Origin of the sequence: Scytonema millei VB511283, assembly GCF_000817735.3 — a bacterium.
Classification (GTDB): Bacteria; Cyanobacteriota; Cyanobacteriia; order Cyanobacteriales; family Chroococcidiopsidaceae; genus Chroococcidiopsis; species Chroococcidiopsis millei_B.
On sequence record NZ_JTJC03000003.1, the window covers coordinates 374,981 to 392,117 of the forward strand.

Below are 17,137 nucleotides of genomic sequence, written 5' to 3' on the forward strand. Positions count from 1 at the left end.
ATTAGCGGGATCGCCAAGGATTGAAGGGCAAAGGGCAATGCAAATATTAGACCGTCATCTATCGACACAGGTAGAAACATTTCGTCAGTTACAAATGCAGTTGCGCGATCGGTGGAAAAATGTAGAAAGCTTCGATCGAAGTGACGGAGATATTTTAGTCATTCCCTCTCTGAGTGTCGATCAGCGAGAGATTCAAAAAATTGAAGGCGTGTTGCATTACGAAGAACGCCTGTTATTTTCACTGATTCGCTTGCAAAATCCCCGCACGCGACTGATTTATATTACATCTCAACCCCTACATCCCAGTGTCATCGATTATTACTTACAACTGCTACCAGGCATTCCCTTTTCTCATGCCCGCGATCGCTTATTACTCTTATCTACCTACGATTCTTCCTTCAAACCGCTGACTCAAAAAATTTTAGAACGACCCCGCCTGATCGAACGAATCAAGCAAGCATTGCGGCGGGATCAATCGTTTATGATTTGTTACAACACTTCCCCTTGGGAACGAGAATTATCTCTCAAGTTAGAAATTCCTCTTTATGCTGCCGATCCCGACCTCACAATTTGGGGGACAAAAAGCGGCAGTCGGCAAATTTTTGCTGAGAGTGGCGTACCTCATCCCGATGGGTGCCACGATCGCCTCGATAGTGTAGACGATTTAGCCACAGCTACCGCTGAATTATGGGAACGCCAACCGCATCTCAAACGAATGGTTGTCAAATTAAATGAAGGAATTTCTGGCGAGGCAAATGCTCTTTTTGACCTGCAACCTTTACAGGAATTTGCCCCAGGAAAAATTTCTCATGGCGATCGCGTTGCTGCTATCAAAGATAGTTTACCTTCTTTGCGATTTCAAGCTGCCTCAGAAAATTGGACAAATTATGCCAGCCGCGTTCCCGAATTAGGGGCAATTGTCGAGGCATTTGTTGAAGGAGAAGTGAAGCGATCGCCCAGCGTTCAAGGTCGAATTTTACCTGATGGTACGGTTGAAATTCTCTCTACTCACGACCAAATTTTAGGTGGTCCAGACGGACAAATTTATCTCGGCTGTCGGTTTCCCGCTGACGAAGCTTATCGAGTCCAGTTACAAGATTTGGGCTTGAAAATTGGCTGGACTTTAGCGAAAAAAGGCGCTTTAGAAAGGTTTGGCATTGATTTCATGGCTGTACAGCAAGCTGATGGTAAGTGGGACTTGCAAGCAATAGAAATCAACCTTCGTAAAGGTGGAACGACCCATCCTTTCATGACATTAAAGTTATTAACGAACGGACGTTATGACCTTTCAACCGGACTATTTTACAGCCAACAAGGGCGAGCAAAATATTATGTTGCTACCGACAATTTACATAAGAAACGCTATCGAGGTCTGTTACCAAACGATCTAATGGATATTATCGCTTCCCACCGCTTGCACTTCGACACGGGAACAGAAACGGGGACTGTTTTTCATTTGATGGGTTGTCTGTCAGAATTTGGCAAACTAGGCTTGACAAGTATCGGTGACTCCCCACAACAAGCAGAAGATATCTATCAAAAGGTAATCAAGGTCTTAGACGGAGAGACAAAATCTCATCATAACCCTGCTGCTACTAATGCCCAGCAGTTTGTTCCCTTCGGTTGGCGATTGGAAGGAGGCTGATGAGGAAGCCTCAGCGAATAGAATTCGCAGCTACATAAGCGAAGTCCGCCTGCGCGGACTCGTAAGCGAGGTTTTTAACCCGCGCAGGCGGGTTTTGTTTGTGTAGTCGCGACTTATAGTCGCTCCCATACAAGATATAGCACTCGAAACAAAGATTAGGACATAATAGAGGAGAAATCAACGAGAGAAAAAATGCCAGCTCCCTATAGTTATGATTTGAGAACAAAAGTCATACAGGCAATAGATGGTGGAATGGGAAAAACCCAAGCCAGTAAAATCTTTAAAATTAGCCGGAACACCATCAATCTCTGGCTTCAGAAAAGGGAAGAAACAGGAGATTATCGAGCAGAAGATGGATATCAGCGAGGCTATGGCGCAAAAATTACCGATTTAGAAGAGTTTAAGGAATTTGTCCGAAAACATGGCAGTCGAACTCAAAAAGAAATGGCTTCTTCTTGGCAAGAAGAAATTAGTGACAGAACTATTGGCAAAGCTTTGAAGAAAATTAGATTTACTCGAAAAAAAAACTTACGGGTATCAAGAAAGAGATGAAGCCAAAAGGCAAGAGTTTCTCGAAAAGATTGGTCAAAAAGGCATAGAAGAGCGAGTATATATAGATGAGTCAGGAATAGATAATCGAGACGACTATGGTTATGGCTGGAATGAAAAAGGACAAAGATTCTTTGACTTGAAATCGGGAAAAAGAAGTATGAGAGTTAGCATTATCAGTGGTTTATGTCAAGGTAAATTGATAGCTCCATTCACATTTGAAGGCGCTTGCAATCGCTTAGTTTTTGAGCAATGGTTATCTGAAAAGTTGTTACCGCATTTAAAACCAGGACAGACTTTAATTCTAGACAATGCTACCTTTCATAAATCTGAGAAAATCCGAGAATTAATCGCCCAAGCAAAATGTGAACTTGAATACTTACCGCCTTACTCTCCCGATTTAAATGAGATTGAGCATTACTGGTTTCCGATTAAAAACCGAGTAAGGAAATCTCAAGGAACCATTGAAAACTTTCGTGAACGAGTAGATGCTTCTGTTCGTCTTGCGTCCTAATCTATACTTCGAGTGCTATATTAAGTTCTCCCTCAAAGCTTCACATCTTTAAGACTTTACAAACCCTGGCTAGTTTCTAAAGCTTTGATAATATCTACCCAGTCAAGTGGGCTAAAATAGCCAAGACTGACTAAGCTGGAAAAAGCTTAAATCTTCCACTTCAAATTTATGACAAACATTCAGCCAGTTCAATCTCTTTCCCCTACTAAATCAAGCGATCGCGTTGTCGATTACTTCACCAAGCAAGCTTACGAGATCGGTTATATGGCTGGATTTTTGGTTGCTTGTCTAGATGATTTTTGTAACTGGTTGGCGATGCTAATTTCAGAATAGTTATTGGCGATCGGTTACAGTTAATTTGGTTTTAGAAACAGATTTTATATCTCTAATTTGAAGCAAATATATCAATTTCATCTGCTCCCTACTCTCTGCTCTCTGCTCCCTATACAAGACAACTTAATACAAAAATAGTTTTGAGCAGTTTCGCCTACCCAGGTATTGGGTAGGTTTCTTTTTTACATACCCATAATTTCGTAACCAGCATCGACATATATCACTTGACCCGTGATACCGCTAGCTAAGTCGCTGCAGAGGAAAGCTGCGGTGTTACCCACTTCTGTCTGCGTCACCGTGCGACGTAAAGGAGCAACTTGCTCGACATGATGAATCATATCTAAGATTCCACCTACTGCTGAAGAAGCGAGGGTACGAATTGGACCGGCGGAAATAGCATTCACCCGGATGTTTTGCGATCCCATTTCAGAGGCAAGATACCGCACGCTCATTTCTAAAGCTGCTTTAGCAATTCCCATCACGTTGTAGTTAGGAATTACTCGCACGCCGCCTAAATATGTGAGAGTGACAATACTACCCCCTGCTGTCATTAGGGGTTTAGCAGCTCCGCTCAATTGCAGTAAAGAGTAAGCACTAATATCTAGAGCTTTACCGTAACCCGATCGCGAAGTACTGCTGATATCTCCGCTCAAGTCATCCTTGTTAGCAAAGGCAAGGCAATGGATTAGAATATCTAGTCTCTCCCATTTTTCTGCGATCGCCTCAAAGGTAGATTGAATCTGCGCTTCATTCTGCACGTCACAGGGCAAAAACAGGCTAGGGTTCAGGGGAGCTACTAGATCGGCAACTTTTGTTTCCATCCTGCCCCGTTCGTCTGGTAAATAGGTGATCCCCAGGTTTGCACCAGCTTTGTGTAACTGTTGGGCGATCCCCCAAGCAATGGAGCGGTTATTGGCTATGCCAGTGACAAGGGCGTTTTTTCCAGTTAAATCTAGCATACGAACTGTGTCAGGAAACTCATTAGCAGCATACACCTATATCAGTGACCAATTATCAGTTGTCAGTTATCAGTTGTCAGTTGTCAGTAGTTTTTCCTCTGTCCCTTGTCTCCCTTGTCTCTCTCTTGCCACTAGTCATTTAGTCACTCCCCGATCGCAACTTTTTCAAATCAATTAGCTAGAATTTAAGTAAAATTCCTTATTCTCGCTTAAGATATATTGGCAAGTAGTTTTCATGCTAAGTAATTGAGATTTGAGGACAAAATACTCTGCCATTTTTGCTTTAGAATCGATTTCTTTGCGGTCTATTCAAGTTTTTGTAGCTTTGAATACAAAAAAACTGGAAGATTCTGATTTAGATGCATAAAGAGCAGATCTTCTGGATTTTGACTCGATCGGTTTGTTGATGATGTTATCTGATGTACTCTTTGGTGTAGTCTTTACGGACATCTGGTTGGGCAAGGAATATGGTCGTGACGCAAGATAGACCGCTAGCACAGGTATTTCGGCAGGTAGGAGCTGGTTCGTTTCCACCAGTCGTAGAAGTATTTGAACGGGGCAAAACAATATTTTTTCCTGGCGATCCGGCAGAACGGGTCTATTTCTTACTCAAAGGCGCGGTGAAGTTGTCGAGAGTATATGAAGCCGGAGAAGAGATCACCGTTGCACTATTGCGAGAAAATAGCGTATTTGGCGTGCTGTCGCTGCTGACAGGCAATCGTAGCGATCGCTTTTATCATGCAGTGGCTTTTACGCCAGTGGAGTTACTCTCAGCACCAATCGAGCAAGTCGAGCAAGCGCTGAAAGAAAATCCCGATCTGTCAATGTTAATGCTGCGGGGCTTATCTTCGCGGATCTTGCAGACGGAAATGATGATTGAAACCCTGGCTCACCGCGATATGGGTTCGCGCTTAGTCAGTTTTTTGTTAATTCTCTGCCGCGATTTTGGTCTTCCCAGTCCAGATGGGATCACGGTCGATCTCAAGCTTTCCCATCAGGCGATCGCAGAAGCGATTGGTTCTACCCGCGTTACAGTCACCCGCTTGCTAGGAGACTTGCGCGATAAAAATATGATCTCCATCCACAAAAAGAAAATCACCGTTCACAACCCTGTCATATTGAGTCAGCAGTTTACTTAGGGGCGAGGAGCGAGGAGTGAGGAGTGAGAGGACGAGGAAGATATGGGGGACAAGGGGGACAAGGAGGACAAGGAAGCAGGGGAGCAGAGGAGCAGAGAAGCAACTACCAACTACCAACTACCAATTCCTTACACCCTAAACCCCACACCCCACACCCTTTCTTCACTGGTCACTGATAACTGATAACTGTTAACTGACAACTGACTCCCTACTCCCTCATTATTAGGGTAGGCTGTATCTGGATGATGTAAATCGCAGCAAGAAATGTCCACCGGATTCATCTGGATTGCAGCAATTATTATTTTGGGGGGTGTAATCGCGACGGTGGGCGATCGCATCGGCACGAAAGTAGGCAAAGCGCGGCTGAGTTTGTTTAAACTGCGTCCCCGTAATACGGCTACTTTGATTACCATCTTGACTGGAATGGTAATTTCTTTTTCCACTTTGGGGGTTTTGCTAGCTTTTGACAAGCGGTTGCGAGATGGGGTCTTTGAGATTGGTAGGGTACAACGATTGCTGGAATTAAGGCGACAAGATTTAACCGAAACTCGACAGCAGTTAGAAACAACTACCAAAGCCAAAACTCAAGTCGAGCAAGAACTGACTCAAGCCAGGGAAGAACAGAAAGCTCAGCAGATAGAAGCTCAAAGACAGCAAGCAGCAGCCCAAAAGCGGTTGAAAGAAATTAATCAATCTTTACGGGCAGCCTTAACTAAACAAATACAAACCCAAGCTCAACTCAACCGCACTCGCGGTCAGCTCGAACGAATTTCTGCCCAATATCAGCAAGCGCAAGCGCAGCTGAACACGGTGACTGGACAAGCACGCAGGCTACGACAAGAAATTCAACAGAATCAGAAAGAACTGCAAGCATTAGTTGCCCAACGAAATCAACTTAAAACAAGAATTAGCCAGCAAGACCGAGAAATTGCCAAATTAGACGCAGAAATTCAGCGGCGAGACCTGAGTATTGCCCAAAGAGAAGCTTTACTGAAAGATTTGGAAAAAGAAGCAATTGCTTTAGCAAGGAACTTACAACTGCTGCGCCAGGGGAATCTTGCATTAGTCAGGGGTCAAGTCCTAGCGGCGCGGGTAGTGCGCATCGTTCGCCCTTCAGCCGCTCGTCAAGCTGTCGAAGAAATTTTGCGCGAAGCTAACCGTAATGCTATGAATCAAACTCAACCTGGAGTAGAAAAAATTTCCCAAAGGGTTGTCAAAATTTCGGAAAAACAAGTCGAACAGCTCATCAAGCAAATTGACGATGGGCGAGATTATTTCGTCCGCATTCTCGCTGCAAACAATTATGTGGTCGGGGAAAGTTCGGTGCAAGTTTTTGCTGATGTGGCGCTGAATCAACAAGTCTTTAAACCTGGAGAAGTATTATCTAGAATCGAAGCGAACCCAGCAGTAATGACAACCAGAGAAGTGAGACAACGCATAGATTTGTTGTTAGAAGCTGCTAAATTTAGCGCTCAACGTGCTGGAGTGTTGGATGAGAATCTCCTAATTGCCGACAATCGTATCCAAACCCTAATTCGCTTTTTCGAGCAACTCCAGAGCTACGATCGCCCATTAGAATTAAAAGCGATCGCCGCTCAGAATATTTACACTGCTGGACCTATAGCTGTCGAGCTACTGGCAACTCAAAACGGACAGGTGATATTTAGTACTCAACAGAGTTTACCGCAGCCAACGGAGCAGGGAGCAGGGAGCAGGGAGCAGGGAGCAGGGAGCAGGGAGCAGGGAGCAGAGGAGCAGGGAGCAGAGGAGCAGGGAGTGGGGAGTGGGGAGTAGGTATGGAGATGCACTCAACTGTGATATTAGGCTTCGATCCTGGTCGAGATAAATGTGGTGTAGCAGTGATGGGACTGGATGGTAATTTGTCCTACCATCAAGTTGTATCAGCAGCAGAAGCGATCGCTACTATTCAAGCCTTGCGCCAAAAATACCGCATCTCCCTGTTAGTTATGGGCGATCGAACCACATCCAAACAGTGGCAGCAAAAAATTAGTCAAGCACAACTAGAACCGCTAACCATAGTCATGGTAGACGAACGCAACACGACTTTAGAAGCACGCGATCGCTACTGGCAGATGTATCCTCCAACTGGTCTTTCTCGCCTCATCCCGCAGGGAATGCGTCAACCCCCACGGGCGATCGACGATATTGTAGCAATATTGCTGATTGAAAGATACTTGTTAAGTCGTAAGTCGTAAGTCGTAAGTCGTAAGTCAACAGTCACTTACTACCAACTCCTCACGAATGACAAATGACAAATGACCATTAAATTTCTGCCCGAATTTTAAATGCATAATCTCCGCCTGGTTCTAGCTGATAGTCGCGTTGCTCTAGAAAGCGACCAAGAGGTTCTTGGATCAATGCCCGTCCTTGCGAAGGTTTAACAGATAACTCGCCTCGGTGAAATTGCCACTGGAATTGCCACTCAAAATTACCAGCGCACACTTCTCCTTCTAGCAAACCATGCTGCCAAGATTGTCGTGTAATCCGAACGTGGGCAACAGTTTCTGGTAATCGTTTACGACTCACAATGATACTACCGTTATGAAATGCTTTCCGAATGACTTACTTCCCACAATACCAAAACCAACTTATAGGATCGAAGAGGCGAAAGCGATCTTTCTAACGAAAGAAAGTGAGTCTTGAGTGGTTAGTGGCTAGTGGCTGGTGGCTAGATTCCTAGTTTTCGTCTTCACTAGTCACTAGTCACTAGTCACTGAAAACTGAGATTATTTCCATCTATGCATGAGCCTTTAGAAGAGACGGAATTAGCCGATGAATTAGATAAGGCAATTTGGGGCTTTGATGATATTCAGGCAGAAATTAACTACAAACAGGCAAAAGATACTCTTCATAACTTAGTCACTCGTCTCGACCTCAAACCACAAGAACGAGAGGGATTAGAATCAGAAATCGCCCAGTTAGAGACGATGCTGGAAAATCTGGAGCAGAGGGTGGTGCAAATTGCTGTCTTCGGTATGGTAGGTAGGGGAAAATCATCTCTACTTAATGCTTTGTTAGGGCAGCAAGTCTTTGAAACGGGTCCATTGCATGGCGTAACTCGCAGCACTCAAAAAGCACAGTGGGAAGTTACAGAAGAAACGATTGGTACGGGCGATCGCTACGTTAAATTTACCTTGCCTAGTAGCGGTGATTCTCAAGTAGAATTGATTGACACCCCCGGCTTAGATGAGGTTGATGGGGAAACTCGCGCTGCCCTCGCCGCGCAAATTGCCAATCGTGCCGATCTGATTTTATTTGCGATCGCCGGAGATATGACGCAAGTAGAACACAAGGCTCTTTCCCAACTGCGAGACGTTGGCAAGCCGATCCTGTTGGTATTTAATAAAATCGACCAATATCCCCAAGCCGACCGGATAGCGATCTATCACAAAATTCGCGACGAACGAGTCAAAGAATTACTCTCTCCCGATGAAATTGTCATGGCGGCGGCTTCTCCTTTGACCAAAAAAGCGATCGTGCGTCCTGATGGAACCAGAAGCGTGCAACTCAGCCAGGGACAGCCGCAAATTGAGGAATTGAAATTAAAAATTCTCGAAATTTTACATCGGGAAGGCAAAGCTTTAGTTGCTCTCAATACAATGCTTTATGCCGACAACGTGAACGAGCAAATTGTCAAGCGTAAACTCGAAATTCGTGCCAGCAGTGCCGAGCGCTTGATTTGGCGGGCAACCATGACCAAAGCCGTAGCGATCGCCCTGAACCCAATAATGATGGTCGATCTGCTCAGTGGAGCTGCGATCGATTTAATCCTCATCCTGTCTCTAGCTAAGTTATATGACATACCGATGACACAGACAGGAGCCTTGCAATTGCTACAAAAAATCGCCCTGAGTTTGGGCGGAATTAGTGCCAGCCAATTGCTAGCAAATTTGGGCTTAAGTTCCCTGAAAAGCTTATTGGGTATAGCTACCCCCGCTACCGGGGGCATTACCCTGGCTCCCTACCTTTCTGTTGCTATTACCCAAGCAGGCGTGGCGGGTGTTTCTGCTTACAGCATCGGACAAGTGACAAAAGCATACCTCGCCAACGGCGCAACTTGGGGACCAGAAGGACCGAAAGCCGTCATTACGCGCATTTTGTCCTCCCTCGACCAAACTTCTATTCTGAATCGGATTAAAGATGAGTTGGTCGCGAAATTAGGGGCTAGAAAAGAGAGCTGAGGGAGCTGAGGATGCTGAGGGAGACAAGGGAGAAAGAAATTTACAATCTCCATACCCTACACCCCACACCCTACACCCCACACCCCACACCCTACACCCTTTCTTCACTAGCCACCAGTCACCAGTCACCAGCCACTATCTTATACACGCGGAGGCAGATTACGCTGCTGCTTGAAGGATTCGAGAATTTCCCGTACTTGTTGTCCGGCGATTTCCCGACCACCCAAACCGAAGGCGATCGCAGAAGCAACGGCGATCGCGCCAAATAGCAATCCAAATGCTAAATTCACGATATCTTGGGCAATACCGATCTGTTGCAGTGCCATCGCTGAGACAAGGGCAATAATTGCTATACGGGCTATCTGTCCTAAAATCTGGGCTTGGCGATCGCCCGAACTGGTGATGATGTTGTAAGCCAGGTTTGCCAAAAATAAACCGATGGCGAATACTACCAATCCTGCTAAAATTCGCCCAAAAATTACGATGATGCCGCTAACTAGGGTAGTTAATGCAGGAATACCCAAAATATTAACTGCTGTCACCGTGGCAAACAGCATAATTCCTACAAATACAATAATGCCCACAATTTCGGCTGGCGTACGAGCGGAGATTGTAGGCGCTGGTTCCCTTTGAATGACTGTTGGCTGTCCCGTCGTTGGTGGGGGTGGAATTGCTCCTGGTTCCTCATAGGTGGGACTTGGCGCGGCGCTTCTGCGTCTGAGAGTGGGCAGTCCCAACACAGAGAAGATGTTGTTAAAACCAATACTTGTGAGAATATTCGTCACCAAATCGCCAACGAATCGCCCCAGGAAGTAAGCCAGGATGAGAATTAATGCTGCTGTAAAGATTAGTGGTAAAGCATTAAGGATCTGTTGCAACATGGCGATCGCCGGAGTCGAGATCGCATCAATGCGCAGTTGTTGTAGTGCCGCGATCGCTACTGGAATCAAAATCAGGACGTAGACGATGGTGCCAATAATTCCCGATAAAGATTGCCCTCCCGCCGTGGTTCGCAGTCCAAAGCGCGATCCTGCTTGGTCAATTCCAGTTGAGATCAGCAAATTAGTGACGATCCGACGCACTACAGTCGCCAACAACCAACCAGCAGCAGCAATAATGACTGCTACCAAAATATTTGGTAAAGCTGAGAGGATCTCGCTCACCAAACCCTCTATTGGTTGTAATGCTTGCTGCAAACCAAGAGTATCGAGGATAGGAATTAAAAACAGCAAAAATATAAACCAGTACAAGGCATTGCCAATCGTATCGCTGAGCGATAGCTGGTTTGGTGGTCGAGTTACCCCTTGGGGTCGCTGGTCTAAACGCTCGTCTAGCCTAGCAGCGCGCAGTCCTCGGACTGTAATCAACTTCACGATTGTGGCAATTGCCCAAGCTACACCCAGGAAGATCAGCGCTCCTAGTATCCGAGGAATGAAGCTCAGTACAGTATTGAGGAAGCCACCCAAAGGACGAGACACCACCTCTAGTTGAAGTGCGTTTAGCACCGCTACTACGGTGAAGAGAATCACAATCCAATAGACTAGATTGGCAATCAGTTCTTCGACTCTGGGTAAGTCGCGGCTATCCGAACGACCAGTAATGCTGGCTGCAATGCGGTTGTCAATATCCGTGCGATTGAGGATGCCTTTAACTATAGCTTTAGCGATCGCAGCCACGATCAAACCAAGCGCCAGAATTAAGACTGCTCCCAGCAAGTTAGGAATAAACGCTAACAAGCTACCCCAAATATTTTGTACGTAGTCTACACTTCGCTCAACAGCCTGTTGTCCCTGCTGTACTGGTGGTGCTGCTTGCGCCAAATGTTGCCAAGACGCTTGCAGGGGTCTATCCCAGTTAGTGAAGTGGGTTATCCCGTGCCAAATTGCATTCATAATTTTCCGAGTTAACTGTAAATTTCATGAGGAGAAAGTACCAGCCACCGCTCTTTTTGGTAGCAGAATTGAAAATCCTGCTACAACTCCCTTGTATTTTTGTACTTTGTCAGCAAATTAGCTAGTGAGGAGAAATATAGAGTTCTTATACAGAGTGATTCCTCAGTTTCTCATTCCACATCTACCTTAGTGAGTAGTTATGCCAGAAGAATCCCCGGATTAGTGAGTTTTTAGGTTTTTCATTCTTGCGATAGGTGCGAAATCAAATCAATTTACTCGTTAAGATTATGATTAAATTTTCTGATAAATCAGGGAGACAAGGGGGAGAAGAGAGCGCAAGGTTGCTGAGGGAGCTGAGGGAGCTGAGGGAGCTGAGGAAGCAGGGAGCAGTTATCAGTGACCAGTGACCAAAGTTTTGAGTTTTGAGTTTTGAGTTTTGAGTTTTGAGTTTTGAGTTTTGAGTTAAATTCAACATTCAACATTCAAAACTCTCTTCCACGCATCACTGACAACTGACAACTGACAACTGACAACTGACAACTGACAACTAACAACTGACAACTGAACGAATGACACAAATATTTGAACAATCAATTGAGATTGCTGCTAGTGCAACGGCTGTCGAGCGTTGCGTTACCGACTTGCATCTAATGCATCGGTGGTTGAACCCAGCCCTGCGTTGCGAACCTGTAGGCGAGTGGAGTACGGAAATAGGTAGCCGCAGCCGTTTTATTATTCAAGTTCCCTTAGTCAAACCCACTTTAGAGTGCATCACGATCGGTCGCGCTCCTGGGTTAATTGTCTGGGGGTTTGAGGGTTTTTTTCAAGGTAGCGATCGCTGGGAGTGTCAGCCCTTATCCCAAGGAACGCGCCTGCTTAACCGCTTTGAATTTGATATACCCAATCCCATCGTTAGCTGGGGTTTCCACACCTTCGCCGCCCCCTGGACGCAAGCGGACATGAAAACTCAACTCCAGCGCCTCAAGCAGGTTGCTGAGGAAGTGAGCAGGGAGCAGGGAGCAGGGAGCAGGGAGTAGGGAGTAGGGAGCAGGGAGTAGGGAGCAGTTAATTCTCGACTTACGACTTACGACTTACGACTTACGACTTACGACTTCCAACTCTATCCTCTTCCCAGTTGACTTAACAACTTGCGAATTACTGGAGCATCTTCTGCATGGGGGGCTTGGGCAAGATAGGATTCAAAGTCGGAAATGGCTGAAAACCAATGTCCCAACTGGTAGTTAATTAAACCGCGATCGCGTGTTTCACCTGGGATATCTGGAAACAACAGCAAAATCTTTTCTACTGTTCCCAGTGCTTTTTCTAAATCCTGCTGTTGTAAATAAATATACTTCAAATTTGTCAGCATTCGTGCTAAAAATTGCCGATGAGTCACCGATCGCAAAAATTCCGCTCGTAATGCTACAGGCTGTCCGTAAATTTGGCTCAATTTTGCTTGACAGTCTTGAGGAAACAGTACTTCACCTCGATTGAAGGCATCGACAAAAATCTCCATTTCCGGTATCTCAGGACGAATCAGGAAATGCCCCGGCATTCCCACCCCAACCATCGGAAAGTCAATTCGCTTAGCTAACTCTAGGTAGATTAGCGATAGTGTAATCGGAATTCCCGTCCGTCGCTCGATCGCATCGTTTAAGAAGCTATTACGCGGATCGTGATATTCATTAACATTTCCTTTAAATCCCAAGTCTTCATATAAGTATTGATTAATAGTTTGAATGACACGCAACGGATATCTCTGAATGGGTAGCCGCTCTAGTAATTCTTCTGCCATCGTATTTAGAGCGTTGAGATATTCTGCTGGATCGAGTTCTGGATATTCCTCCTGAGCAATGTAGAGAGCTGCTTTGGCTAGATCGATCTGCTCGTCAGAGCGATCGATCTCTTGAGAGAAAAATTGCCTTGCTACCGAAACCATCACTAATTACAAAGGATAATTTTGCACTCTTTACATAAATTAAAACAGACAACACACTATAAATGGTGCATCCTTAAGGTCAGTCTTATGGAACTCAACCACAGATAGTTGCATCAGACACAACAAACGTGGGAAGTCAGCGATCGAGGTCAAAAATTCTGCAATAGGTTTGAGCAATCACAAACAGAAGTGTCACCACCAAATCGTTTCGACGAAACTCAACAATGGCGGCGGATCTTTTATAGCTTGCGTACCAGCATTTTAATTTGGTATGTCTTGCTGTTAACTTTTAGTGCGTTTCTTTCCACCTTGGTCATCCGGCAAGTCTTACTGGCGCGCCTAGAGACAAGACATGAAAACTCTTTGTTGCAGGAAGTAAAGGAGTTTCGAGTTTTAGCTAATGGCAAAGATCCCAACACGGGAAAACCTTTTCAACATAACCTTAAAGCTTTGTTTAGAGTTTTTCTCAATCGCAACATTCCCGATGACGATGAGTTTTTGATTGCCATCATTGAAGGTGAAATCGATCGCTCTAGCCCTAGAGCGCTACCAGAGCCACTAAAACAGAATTCAGAGCTAATTCAATATTTTGGTAAATTGACCAAGCCAGAGCAGGGAGCCAGAGAGACGACCGCAGGCACGATCGTTTATCGCGCCGCCCCCATTATTAGAGATGAAACTCACGGTGTCTTTGTGGTAGCTCAACTGACAGCAGGGGAACGCCAAGAAGTGGATGAAGCAATGGCAGTGATTATTCAAGTCAAAATTTTTGTCATTATTGGGGCAGCTATCCTTGCGTGGTTAGTGGCAGGTAGAACGCTGACTCCTCTACATTTACTCACGGAAACTGCACGCTCGATTCGCGAATCTGACCTGACTCGTCGCATTCCTGTCAAGGGGTCGGATGAAATTGCCGAACTAGCAACGACTTTTAATGAAATGCTCGATCGCCTCCAAGCTGCTTTCAGCAGCCAACGCAACTTTATTAACGATGCCAGTCACGAACTGCGAACGCCAATAACTATTATTCGCGGTCACTTGGAACTCATGGGCGACGATCCCCAAGAACGAGAGGAAACTGTAGCCTTAGTGACAGACGAATTAGATCGCATGAGTCGTTTTGTTGACGATCTGTTACTCCTCGCCAAGGCGGAGCAACCAAACTTTTTAAAGCTGGAAAGATTAGATCTGACTACCTTGGTAGCAGAAATTTACTCTAAAGCGATCGCCCTATCAACGGATCGTCACTGGCAGATCGATCGCCATAGTCCAGGGACAATTATTGCCGACCGTCAGCGCCTCACCCAAGCAATGATAAACTTGGCTCAGAATGCCACCCAACACACGACAACGGGAGATACGATCGCTTTAGGCTGTATGCAGAGACACAATTGGGTACGGTTATGGGTGCGCGATACGGGCGAAGGTATTTCTCTAGCAGACCAACAAAGAATTTTTGAACGCTTTGCTCGCACTACCAGAAGTCAAAGGCGTTCTGAAGGTGCTGGCTTAGGCTTGGCAATCGTGCGGGCGATCGCTCAAGCTCACGGTGGCAAAATTGAACTAAGTAGTCGTCCTCGTCGCGGCTCTACTTTTACCATCGTACTTCCTGTCGAACCCACATCAGAGATATCATCTCATGAGTAGAATTTTAATCGTCGAAGATGAACCCCGGATTAGCGCTTTTATTGAAAAAGGGCTAAAAGCCAATGGCTACACAGTCTCAGTAGTTCGGGATGGCGATGAAGCTTTACTTGTAGCCAATAGTAAAGATTTTGACCTCATGATTCTCGATATAGGGCTACCGCGACAAGACGGTTGGACGATATTATCAACATTGCGCGGTCAAGGAGAATATTTACCGATCGTCATTCTCACTGCTCGCGACGATGTGAATGATAAAGTAGCGGGACTAGAGGGAGGTGCTGATGACTACATGACCAAGCCATTTCGGTTTGAAGAACTGTTAGCAAGGGTGCGTTTGCGGTTACGCGACAAAACTCAGAATGTCACGAAGGAGATTGCGGAACTCAAAGCAGGTAGTCTTGTCCTAGATTTGCGGCTGCGACAAGTTAGAATTGGCGATCGCTCAGTCGAACTCTCTGCTAAGGAATTTACGTTGATCGAAACATTTCTGCGGCATCCCAATCAAGTCCTCAGCCGCGAGCAACTCCTCAGTGCTGTTTGGGGCTACGACTACGATCCTGGTTCTAATATCGTTGATGTTTATGTTGGCTATTTACGCAAAAAAATCAGTTCTCATCTGATTGAAACCGTCCGAGGTATGGGATACCGTTTCGTTAGTCAGCAGTGAATAGCTGTCAGTTATCAGTTGTCAGTTATCAGTTATCAGTTATCAGTCAATTCCGACCTACGACTTCCCGGTTAATCTCATAAACTGTAAATTTAATTATGCGTTTAATTCTTAGCTCGATCGCCGCGATCGCTTTTCTGACATTGCCTGCAATTGTGGCAGCGCAATCTACCTCTCCTAACTCAGACAACAATCCTTCTTTTAAACTTCCGCGACGCACTCCTAGAAATCCTAGCCGACCTGCCGAACCGCCAGAACCACCAGAAGAATATAAAAAGAAAATTGAAGATATTCAAGATTTAGTCAATAGTAATAAGCAGGTAAAAACGATGTGTGCCAACTATATAAACGATATAGAATATCAGTTTCTCAGCAATAAGTTGCAAATTGATATTGGCAATAATAGTTGTACTTTTACCATTATCAAAGAAGTTATTCAGCCGCAACTAGCTGAAGGTAAAATAAGAACCTACGAATATACAGGCGATCGCGAAGGGGTAATTGTTACATTTTAATTTAGTATTTTAAGAAAGTGACTAGTGTTGAGTGGCTGGTGATTAGAAAAAAAACTAGCCACTAGCCACTAGCTACCAGCCACTCACAAACAACTAAAAAGCTTATGAATTCTGTATATATTACCGTATGACCAAGCTAATTATTCAAATTCCTTGTTATAACGAAGCAGAAACTTTAGGAATTACTCTTTCGGCTTTACCGCGTGAAATACCTGGAATTAGCTGTGTAGAATGGTTGGTAATTGATGATGGTAGTACGGATAAAACACTTGCAGTTGCTAAAGATTTTGGGGTCGATCGCATAGTGAGATTGAACCACAATCAAGGACTCGCAAAAGCCTTTATGGCAGGGATAGAAGCCTGTTTAATCGCAGGAGCTGATATTATTGTTAATACTGATGCAGATAATCAATATTGTGCTGACGATATTCCTAAATTGATTGCTCCTATTTTATTAGGTAGAGCAGAAATTGTCATTGGCACGCGACCAATTTATAAAATCAAACACTTTTCCCCAACTAAAAAAGTTTTACAAAAATTAGGCAGTTGGGTAGTTCGCCTTGCTAGCAACACGAACATTCCCGACGCACCCAGCGGTTTTCGAGCAATTAGTCGAGCAGCAGCACTGCAATTAAATGTATTTAACGAATATACTTATACGCTAGAAACAATCATTCAAGCTGGACAAAAAGGTATTCCGATGACTGCCGTTCCGATTAGAACGAATAAATATCTCAGACCTTCGCGTTTAGTTAAAAACATTCCAACTTACATTCAGCGATCGCTCTTTACAATTTTACGCATTTTCATGACATATCAGCCCCTAAAATTCTTCACAATTTTAGGCAGCATTCCTTTTAGCTTGGGTACATTACTGGGGATTCGATGGCTGATATTTTTTCTTGATGGTACAACTCGTACTCGTATTCCTAGCTTAATTTTAGCTGCAATTTTAATTATTACTGGCGTACAATTGTGGCTTTTTGGCTTAGTTGCCGATCTTTTAGCAGTCAACCGCAAAGTCTTAGAAGAAATTCAACTGCGACTGCGACGGGCGGATATTGAAGGGAGTCGGGAGTCGGGAGTCGGGAGTCGGGGAGAATAAAAAAAATTATCAATTACCAATTACCAATACC

At 44.9% G+C, this 17,137-nt stretch carries 17 protein-coding genes; 13 read left to right on the forward strand and 4 right to left on the reverse strand.

The genetic code is table 11. From position 1 onward, the window contains the following. Positions 1-37 precede the first annotated feature (37 nt). The 3 genes from QH73_RS13460 to QH73_RS13470 all read left to right on the forward strand — a co-directional run bounded on the left by QH73_RS13460 (position 38) and on the right by QH73_RS13470 (position 3,041). The gene (locus QH73_RS13460; RefSeq protein WP_039713374.1) at positions 38-1,645 is read left to right on the forward strand and encodes a peptide ligase PGM1-related protein; all 1,608 of its coding nucleotides are present in this window, start codon (positions 38-40) and stop codon (positions 1,643-1,645) included. Positions 1,646-1,837: 192 nt separating this feature from the next. Continuing rightward, positions 1,838-2,708, forward strand: a protein-coding gene (locus QH73_RS13465) for an IS630 family transposase (protein ID WP_132866633.1) whose coding sequence is annotated in 2 segments (ribosomal slippage) — positions 1,838-2,143 and positions 2,145-2,708 — 870 coding nt in all. Because the reading frame shifts where the segments join, the coding sequence is not laid out codon by codon here. Between the two features lie 168 nt (positions 2,709-2,876). After that, positions 2,877-3,041, forward strand: coding sequence for a hypothetical protein (locus tag QH73_RS13470; RefSeq protein WP_165587691.1), 165 nt, complete (start codon positions 2,877-2,879; stop codon positions 3,039-3,041). A gap of 182 nt (positions 3,042-3,223) precedes the next feature. Here QH73_RS13470 and fabI read toward each other — a convergent pair whose 3' ends face one another. Then, on the reverse strand, positions 3,224-4,000 hold the full coding sequence (gene fabI, locus QH73_RS13475) for an enoyl-ACP reductase FabI (protein WP_039714482.1): 777 nt from the start codon (positions 3,998-4,000) through the stop codon (positions 3,224-3,226). Positions 4,001-4,467: 467 nt separating this feature from the next. Here fabI and ntcA point away from each other — a divergent pair, with 467 nt between their 5' ends. The 4 genes from ntcA to QH73_RS13495 all read left to right on the forward strand — a co-directional run bounded on the left by ntcA (position 4,468) and on the right by QH73_RS13495 (position 7,355). Further along, positions 4,468-5,139 carry a global nitrogen regulator NtcA gene (gene ntcA / locus QH73_RS13480; protein WP_015152650.1) on the forward strand — a complete coding sequence of 224 codons (672 nt, stop codon included), beginning with the start codon at positions 4,468-4,470 and terminating at the stop codon, positions 5,137-5,139. Positions 5,140-5,162: 23 nt separating this feature from the next. Next, a complete protein-coding gene (locus QH73_RS13485) occupies positions 5,163-5,315 on the forward strand; it encodes a hypothetical protein (RefSeq protein WP_165587692.1) in 153 nt (50 codons plus the stop codon). An 88-nt stretch (positions 5,316-5,403) separates the two neighbouring features. Next, on the forward strand, positions 5,404-6,933 hold the full coding sequence (locus QH73_RS13490) for a DUF3084 family protein (protein ID WP_039713373.1): 1,530 nt from the start codon (positions 5,404-5,406) through the stop codon (positions 6,931-6,933). A gap of 8 nt (positions 6,934-6,941) precedes the next feature. After that, complete coding sequence (locus tag QH73_RS13495; protein WP_236147004.1) at positions 6,942-7,355, forward strand: pre-16S rRNA-processing nuclease YqgF; 414 nt, start codon at positions 6,942-6,944, stop codon at positions 7,353-7,355. A 67-nt stretch (positions 7,356-7,422) separates the two neighbouring features. Here the strand turns inward: QH73_RS13495 and QH73_RS13500 are convergent, their stop codons facing one another. Further along, positions 7,423-7,686 carry a DUF3146 family protein gene (locus QH73_RS13500; protein WP_039713371.1) on the reverse strand — a complete coding sequence of 88 codons (264 nt, stop codon included), beginning with the start codon at positions 7,684-7,686 and terminating at the stop codon, positions 7,423-7,425. A 212-nt stretch (positions 7,687-7,898) separates the two neighbouring features. Here QH73_RS13500 and QH73_RS13505 point away from each other — a divergent pair, with 212 nt between their 5' ends. Next, positions 7,899-9,341 (forward strand): GTP-binding protein, encoded by a 1,443-nt coding sequence (locus tag QH73_RS13505; RefSeq protein ID WP_039713370.1) that lies wholly within the window; start codon positions 7,899-7,901, stop codon positions 9,339-9,341. 140 nt (positions 9,342-9,481) lie between these two features. Here QH73_RS13505 and QH73_RS13510 read toward each other — a convergent pair whose 3' ends face one another. After that, a complete protein-coding gene (locus tag QH73_RS13510; protein ID WP_039713369.1) occupies positions 9,482-11,233 on the reverse strand; it encodes a mechanosensitive ion channel in 1,752 nt (583 codons plus the stop codon). Between the two features lie 569 nt (positions 11,234-11,802). On the opposite strand from QH73_RS13510, the gene QH73_RS13515 reads away from it, so the two are divergent. Then, positions 11,803-12,270: an SRPBCC family protein gene (locus tag QH73_RS13515; protein ID WP_039713368.1), complete on the forward strand. Its 468-nt coding sequence runs from the start codon at positions 11,803-11,805 to the stop codon at positions 12,268-12,270. An 83-nt stretch (positions 12,271-12,353) separates the two neighbouring features. Here QH73_RS13515 and QH73_RS13520 read toward each other — a convergent pair whose 3' ends face one another. Further along, entirely contained in the window at positions 12,354-13,175 is an 822-nt protein-coding gene (locus QH73_RS13520; protein WP_039713367.1) for a SirB1 family protein, read from the reverse strand. Between the two features lie 186 nt (positions 13,176-13,361). On the opposite strand from QH73_RS13520, the gene QH73_RS13525 reads away from it, so the two are divergent. From QH73_RS13525 to QH73_RS13540, 4 genes are all read left to right on the forward strand, one after another. Next, the gene (locus tag QH73_RS13525) at positions 13,362-14,819 is read left to right on the forward strand and encodes a sensor histidine kinase (protein WP_039714481.1); all 1,458 of its coding nucleotides are present in this window, start codon (positions 13,362-13,364) and stop codon (positions 14,817-14,819) included. Further along, entirely contained in the window at positions 14,812-15,486 is a 675-nt protein-coding gene (locus QH73_RS13530; protein WP_039713366.1) for a response regulator transcription factor, read from the forward strand. The genes QH73_RS13525 and QH73_RS13530 overlap by 8 nt, the downstream gene beginning before the upstream one ends. A gap of 98 nt (positions 15,487-15,584) precedes the next feature. Continuing rightward, complete coding sequence (locus tag QH73_RS13535; protein WP_039713365.1) at positions 15,585-16,001, forward strand: glycosyltransferase family protein; 417 nt, start codon at positions 15,585-15,587, stop codon at positions 15,999-16,001. Positions 16,002-16,128: 127 nt separating this feature from the next. Next, the gene (locus tag QH73_RS13540; RefSeq protein ID WP_039713364.1) at positions 16,129-17,106 is read left to right on the forward strand and encodes a glycosyltransferase family 2 protein; all 978 of its coding nucleotides are present in this window, start codon (positions 16,129-16,131) and stop codon (positions 17,104-17,106) included. The last annotated feature ends 31 nt before the right edge of the window (positions 17,107-17,137 follow it).